At 62.8% G+C, this 6,081-nt stretch carries 9 protein-coding genes and 1 tRNA gene (1 of these 10 cut by a window edge); 5 read left to right on the forward strand and 5 right to left on the reverse strand.

What is annotated here, in order from left to right; translation table 11 throughout:
• The first annotated feature begins 10 nt into the window (after window positions 1–10).
• A tRNA-Asn gene (locus FRD01_RS05675) sits at window positions 11–82 on the forward strand.
• 522 nt (window positions 83–604) lie between these two features.
• On the opposite strand, the gene FRD01_RS05680 is transcribed toward FRD01_RS05675, so the two are convergent.
• The gene (locus tag FRD01_RS05680) at window positions 605–976 is read right to left on the reverse strand and encodes an NmrA family NAD(P)-binding protein (RefSeq protein ID WP_249756041.1); all 372 of its coding nucleotides are present in this window, start codon (window positions 974–976) and stop codon (window positions 605–607) included.
• The gene (locus tag FRD01_RS24195; protein ID WP_249756042.1) at window positions 948–1,247 is read right to left on the reverse strand and encodes a class III extradiol ring-cleavage dioxygenase family protein; all 300 of its coding nucleotides are present in this window, start codon (window positions 1,245–1,247) and stop codon (window positions 948–950) included. The genes FRD01_RS05680 and FRD01_RS24195 overlap by 29 nt, the downstream gene beginning before the upstream one ends.
• A gap of 230 nt (window positions 1,248–1,477) precedes the next feature.
• Between FRD01_RS24195 and FRD01_RS05690 the strand changes: the two genes are divergently transcribed.
• Window positions 1,478–1,822, forward strand: a complete 345-nt coding sequence (locus FRD01_RS05690; RefSeq protein ID WP_249756043.1) for a winged helix-turn-helix transcriptional regulator — start codon at window positions 1,478–1,480, stop codon at window positions 1,820–1,822.
• A gap of 93 nt (window positions 1,823–1,915) precedes the next feature.
• On the opposite strand, the gene FRD01_RS05695 is transcribed toward FRD01_RS05690, so the two are convergent.
• Genes FRD01_RS05695 through FRD01_RS05705 form a run of 3 tightly spaced genes read right to left on the reverse strand, consistent with a single transcriptional unit; the run spans window position 1,916 to window position 4,168 of the window.
• On the reverse strand, window positions 1,916–2,584 hold the full coding sequence (locus FRD01_RS05695) for a transglutaminase-like domain-containing protein (RefSeq protein ID WP_146958428.1): 669 nt from the start codon (window positions 2,582–2,584) through the stop codon (window positions 1,916–1,918).
• Window positions 2,581–3,114 (reverse strand): PaaI family thioesterase, encoded by a 534-nt coding sequence (locus FRD01_RS05700; protein ID WP_146958429.1) that lies wholly within the window; start codon window positions 3,112–3,114, stop codon window positions 2,581–2,583. Before FRD01_RS05700 ends, FRD01_RS05695 begins: the two co-directional genes overlap by 4 nt.
• Window positions 3,104–4,168, reverse strand: a complete 1,065-nt coding sequence (locus FRD01_RS05705; RefSeq protein WP_146958430.1) for a TetR/AcrR family transcriptional regulator — start codon at window positions 4,166–4,168, stop codon at window positions 3,104–3,106. Before FRD01_RS05705 ends, FRD01_RS05700 begins: the two co-directional genes overlap by 11 nt.
• A 681-nt stretch (window positions 4,169–4,849) precedes the next feature.
• Here FRD01_RS05705 and FRD01_RS05710 point away from each other — a divergent pair.
• The 3 genes in view from FRD01_RS05710 to FRD01_RS05720 are tightly spaced (at most 22 nt apart) and all read left to right on the forward strand, a layout consistent with a single transcriptional unit that may run on beyond the window.
• Window positions 4,850–5,446: a hypothetical protein gene (locus FRD01_RS05710; protein ID WP_146958431.1), complete on the forward strand. Its 597-nt coding sequence runs from the start codon at window positions 4,850–4,852 to the stop codon at window positions 5,444–5,446.
• Between the two features lie 22 nt (window positions 5,447–5,468).
• Complete coding sequence (locus tag FRD01_RS05715; protein WP_146958432.1) at window positions 5,469–5,984, forward strand: hypothetical protein; 516 nt, start codon at window positions 5,469–5,471, stop codon at window positions 5,982–5,984.
• Window positions 5,935–6,081: the 5' portion of a hypothetical protein gene (locus FRD01_RS05720; protein WP_146958433.1), read on the forward strand. Its footprint extends 396 nt past the window's final position; the window shows 147 of its 543 coding nt (coding positions 1–147); its start codon is at window positions 5,935–5,937; the stop codon falls past the right edge of the window. The genes FRD01_RS05715 and FRD01_RS05720 overlap by 50 nt, the downstream gene beginning before the upstream one ends.

Below are 6,081 nucleotides of genomic sequence, written 5' to 3' on the forward strand. Positions count from 1 at the left end.
ACACGCATAATCCGGCTTAGCTCAGTGGTAGAGCAATCGGCTGTTAACCGATTGGTCGCAAGTTCGAATCTTGCAGCCGGAGCTTCATAAGGCCCAGGCTAGTCAGCCTGGGCCTTTCTCTTAACAAGACCCTCGTCGGCATCGCTGGCGGGGGTCTTGTCATTTGTGCCCTTGTTTCCGCTGGTTTGCCGACTCCTCGGGCATGCGACGACACTCCGAGGTCTGTGAGCGCCAGAGCCACGCCGAGCCGATGAGACGCCTCTTCGGGGTCGAAACGGGCTCTCGAAGGGCCCGCAGACACCTGGAGACGCGTCCGGGCGCTTGACACCAAAGAGCACCCGGTTATTAGCGGCGAGTGGGACATCCGCCTGCGCTTTTCGGTGCGCGCGGGCGCGTCTCCGTCAGCCGACTCGCCGCAAGCTCCCGGACCGCGAATAGCATCCACCCCGTCGGGTGCCAAAGCACGATCGAGGCGTTCTCGGCCGTCATCGGCGGCTCCACGGCATCCTCCGGCCTTCAATTCAGCGCCGAGCAACCCGCTCGCCGACCCCAGCAAGGGCATCAAGAACGTCGAGATCGGCGCCAACTCTGGTCGTTCCCCCGATTACAGCCACACCTCGGCCCTCCCGCCGTGATCGACGTGAAGTTCCTCAACCACCCTCGGGGTCGCCGTCAGGCTGCGTCGCGGGCCGGAGATCTCGCTCGCGAGCTCGGCGTGGTCGGCGTAGGTCACGACGGCAGGGCCGGTGAGCTCCATCGTTCGCTTGCCCTCGAACGCCGCCGACAGAGCCGCCGCCTCGGCGCGGGCGAGCGATGTGTAGACGACGTGCTTGACACCCGCCTTCGCGAGGACCTCGATCGCGCCCTTGTGCTGCTCGCCACGCTTGCCGGGCTCCAGCGAGTCGGTGCTGATGAGGAGGACCCGGTCCACACCGGCGATCGCGTCGCTAAGGGTCTGGGGCTCGTCGAAGTCCACCTTTCGCACGATGGCGCCGCGCCGAGGAGCCCTCGCACCCTCGCCGCGAGCGCCGGCTCGCCAGGACGACAGGCTCCTCCCAGTGGGCCGAGACCACCAGCAGGGCGCGCGCCGTTGGATAGCGCTGCGGGATCGTGCGCAGGAACCCCGCCATGCGATCCCAGGTGTCACGCGACCCGAGCGTCCATTCCATGAAGAAGCACGGGCCGCCGCCGTGCGGGACGTAGAGGGTAGGGAGTCGCTTCATCGAGGCCTGGGACTTATTGGGCATGCTTGGCTCCCGAAACAGTCGCATCGCTGCGGCACCGACCACACCCGCCGAAAGAGTGGCGAGAGCCCGGCGTCGCGTGAGCAAGCGCGCCGGACTCGACGGAACTTCGTCCGCCTGCGATTCCCTGGTTCGCTTGTGTGTGTTGGTTCCCAAGGGTGACCTAGGATATCATAGGAAGTAGATCGCCCCCGCCGCAAGGAGGCACATCCATGTCTGCTAGGCACAGGAAGATGACCCACGAGGACTGCCCGGTTCGGGAGGTGCTGAGCCGCGTCGGTGACAAGTGGAGCGTCCACATCGTCGCGGTCCTTCGCGAAGGGTCGATGCGATTCAGCGACCTGCGCCGCTCCATCGACGGGATTTCGCAGCGGATGCTGACGCGCACGCTGCGCGGCCTCGAGCGGGACGGGCTCGTCACGCGCACGGTGACGCCAACCACACCGCCGCGCGTGGACTATGCGCTCACGCCGCTGGGCCGTACCCTGCTCGAGCCCATCATGGCGCTGGCCGAATGGGCCGAGACAAACCGCCCCGCCATCCACACAGCACGTCGACGTTACAACGACGCCACGTGAGCTGAGCGATCTGCGGTCCACGACGGCTGGGACAACGAGCTCAGACGGGGCTACCGTCGATGAGCTGCCACTCCGAGCGTCAACGTTCGACCGTCAGAACCGGTACCCCAACTCCGCCAGCGCGGCCAGATCGGCCTGCGCGTATGCGGCCATGAAGGCTCCCATCATCTGACTGAATGGAAGATCGACGTACATCCCGTGGAATCGGATGACCTCGGCGTGGGCGGCTCCAGCGAGCGTCGTCTTCGGAAAGAGCGCGTCGTCTTCACCGTTGAAGTCGACGCGACGGTAGCGCTTTCGTTCGACGACGTCTGGGGACAAGCTGGCGTCCGCCAGGAGCCACCTCCCGTTGAGGTGGATGGCGTTGAGGCCGTGGTGGAACATCGTGTCGGTACCCATCGCCTGGACGATGCGCGTGGGGAGCGTGTAGTCCTTGAGGTCGCAGAGCACGAGCGCCGACGGTATCCGCGCAGCTCGCAGCAGCGCGCAAAGTAAGACGGCCTTCTGCACGCAGAACCCCTTTTCGTCCGCCAGGACACGGCTCGCGCGATACTCGTCGTTCGTAAGCTTCGCTCGGAACTCGTACTGGATCTCGTCGCGGACGTGCTCGAAGAGGCGGATGGCTTTCTGGATGGGCGGACCTTCCCCCTGCACACGCTGGGCGAGCGCTTCCACGGAAGCGCTGTCGCTGTCGATGAATTCGGTCGGTTCCAGGCATTGCGCTGGGTCGAGAAGGCGCTCGAGAGGGGGGCTTTCGTTCATGACGTGCCCTCGTCGAGCTCGGAGAAGATCCGGGACGCCTCCGACGTCAGCACACCGAACTTCTTGGGGTCGAGCGTAATGAAGAGCGCCTCGCCCTCCGCAAAGACGGTGTCGCCGTCGCCCTGCCTGAGCCGGCCGGCGACTCGTACCTTGCGACCGTCCACGGCGCTCACCCAGGCCTCCACGACGCAGCGCGCCCCGAGGGGAAGCATGGTCTTGAATCGAGCGGTGAGCTCAGCCGCCACGACCGGATGGCCCTGCATCCACGCGGCGCCGCCCATCGCATCGTCCAGAACCGCCGCCATGCTGCCGCCGTGGGCGTGCCCGGGCGGACCCTGCGTCCCTGGGCCGAAGATGACCTTGGCTCGCAAGCTTCGGTCCGGGTCGTGTCGGAAGAATCGAAGTGAGAGCCGACGGCCCGAGCTGTCGCCGGAGACGAAGCTGTCCTCCAGGATCATGTGCGGCAGGCGCAATGCCGACCACCCAGGCTGGGGAGTCTCTAGCCACTTCACATCATCATCACTCAACATCTTCGCCACCTTGGTTTCGTGTTATATGGGGCCGTAGCGCGCCCAATCGTTCATAGGTTTCGACGCTGGGATGAGGGCGCGAGCGTTCGGACAGGGCCCCCAGGCCGATCAGCGCAGAGAAAGCGTCGGCGATCTCCTCTGGGGTGCGTGGGCCCCCAGCCTGGTACCAGAAGGCGACCGAGTTTGCGGCTCCGAACACGAACTTGCGCACGAGCGAAAGATCGAGCCCCTCGACCAGTTGTCCACTCGCCGCCGCGGCGTAGATGAGCCCCTCCCAGATCGACTCGTAGCGACGTCGTTCCTGCGCGAGAGCGGCCCGGCTCTGCGGCGACAACCGCTGCCAGTCGAAGAGCAGAACGAACACGGCGTCGTCCCCGTCCAGCAGTGTTCGCAGGTGGACCCTCATCGCCAGCCGCAGCCGCTCGACTGGATCGCTCGACACCTCGATCGCGTCGAACACGCGGACGCTGATGTCCGCGACCGCACGCTGCATGAGTGCAACGACGAGCGCTTCCTTGGTCGGATAGCGGTAGGTGACGCTGCCCGGAAGCACACCGGCGGCGTCTGCGATGGCCCGTATCGAGGCGCCGACAACCCCATGTTCGCGGAAGAGCTTAGCAGCTGCCATCAGCACGTGCGTGTCGGTGTCGCTGGCGATTGTCTTGGTCATGCGTATAAACTCTACGTCAACAAGTCTCCATGCTTTTGGCTGACTTGCGGTGTTGTTTGTACAAGTGTACAAGGCGAGGTCGCGTTTCGCAAGCGCAAAACAGCCATTCACGAGATCAACGCTGCCCTCACGGTATCCGAGCCGGAACACCCAGAGGTCGAGCTCGTCGTCGTGCGGGTCGAGGTGGTAGAGGTCGCCCTCCGGCGACTGCTGCCAGACCTCGCGGTGACCTCCATCGTCGATGATTTCCTGGTCGGTGATTTCCTGGAAGATGCCGCCCCCGACAGGCTCCCCGAGGGTCATCGGGTGGAGATGCACCTCCGCGCCATGCGCTCCTTGTCGTTCTGCATCGCCGGTCAGGTCGTCGGGCGAGCAGGTGCGCACCGAACACTGCTACAAGTTCGACGGGGCTCGCGTGGCCGGGCTGGCCCGAACCGCGGGCAGCGGTTCGACCAGTTCCTGTTCGAGGCGTGAGCGGCGGCGATGTTCGACAAATCAACGAGGGAGAGACCATGACCACCATGCGCGCGATCGTGCTGGACGCGCCCGGCCCGCCAGACACGTTCAGACACGTTGAGGCTGCGCTGTGGAGCTCGGGTGCTCTCAGCCTGCCAAGGAAACTGTGGAGCTTGAAACCCGCACCGCGTGTATTCCAGCCCAGTGTCACGGCCGTGCAAGACGAAACCTGGACATGCAGTGTGTCGAAGCCCCTGAAGCCCCCGAAGTGGTCATGAAAGGCGGCTTTAACTCTTGGTATGACTCCGTCTTCAACGGCTTGAGCATCGAATACGATCGATACCCAATTCGAGACTGCTATACTCCAAATCCTTGGCGATGCTTTCTACACCTCGCGCGAGTTTAACGGAGAGCTCATCTTTCCGACGAACGAATACGTGATCGAGTTTTGGGCGGAGTTTTGGTTTGGTCTAGTGCCCGAGGTATCCACCATTACAGCGTGGATGAGTGACACCTACAAGAACTCTGCCGGTGATTCAGTTGATGCGTTCCGGTGCGTGGCCTTCAAACGGGATATCGATAGCGAAACTCCCTACCAGTTCGGAGAGGATGTTCGATTTGGCATGTTCTACGGGGGCAAGATCTCGACCGACTGCGAACCCGCAGGACTTCTACTACGATTCGGCAACCAGCACCTACGACCTCATCGCGTACTATGCGCAACGCGAGTTTGCTGAGCCGCGCGAACTTCAGTTCGTTGAACCGTCCGTTGGGCGCCAAGCCTACATCTTGCCCGGAGAGATTAAGCCTCGGGGCGCACTAACCATTCGCACAAATTCTCGTCTCAATGCGAGCCTACCGGTGGACATCAGTTGGGATACCGCGAATCTCACGGACGAGAACCCTTTCAATCCATTCGTCGAGGGAGTAAACGTCGGGGGCGCATGGAACCAGGGGCTGAGCTCGACTTCAAACTACGGACCAAAAAACCTCAAGGCATCGATCTACACATTCCCCCTTGGCCGCACCGATAACACATCGAGATTCTACGCTTACAAGATTGGCGAGATCCCTCTCAAGGACCCGAATCCGGAGGGAACAACCCAGTCGGCAAACCTGCCGATTACAGAAAACGTCAAGCGTTACTTCACTTGGCCGAGTTCAGAAAACTACATCGAAGGCGACTCAAGGCTCTTCCAAGAATGATAACGACACCGAGATCAACTGCATGGGCGGTGCTCAAGACAACTGCGTGGAAGCCGTGAACTCAGGCAACCGCACAGATGGCGAAAGTGCTCGTTCCACATACAGCATAGACAGCCGCCTCGGCCGCAACCCCGGTACCGAAGCCAATAGCAGCATGACCGCCGAAATGGTGGGCTTCCAGCTTATCGACCCCATGGACCCCGAGTCTTCTTCGGTCAATTACCCGCTTGCAAACCCTTCCTCCGCCCCCGTGACCATCACTTTGGCGCCCGATTGGGATGGCATCAAGGCCGCTCTGGAGCGCGCGTCCACCGGGAGTGCGACTCAATGGGAGACGGGCCGCTACGGCGGTCAAATGGGGTTGGGCGTGGGCTGGGGATACAAGTGGCGCTTCCAGATTGGGCCGGCACCCGTGCTCGTGACCTTTACCTTCTCCGTAGGAGCGTCCGTAAAGGTCAATGCAGAGTTCCAATTTGCACCTGGAGCTGGTGAGGAACGCCACAGCGCTCGTAGCTCTAGCCATGGTCGCGTGTGGTGATGACTCGGATGGCTCCAATGCCCCCGTCACTCCTCCAGAACAAGTCGAGCGGCCGATCCCGACCGTAGGTGCGCCCGACACCGATGAGTGGGAAGAA

The sequence above is a fragment of the Microvenator marinus genome (genome assembly GCF_007993755.1).
Lineage (GTDB): Bacteria > Myxococcota_A > Bradymonadia > Bradymonadales > Bradymonadaceae > Allomicrovenator > Allomicrovenator marinus.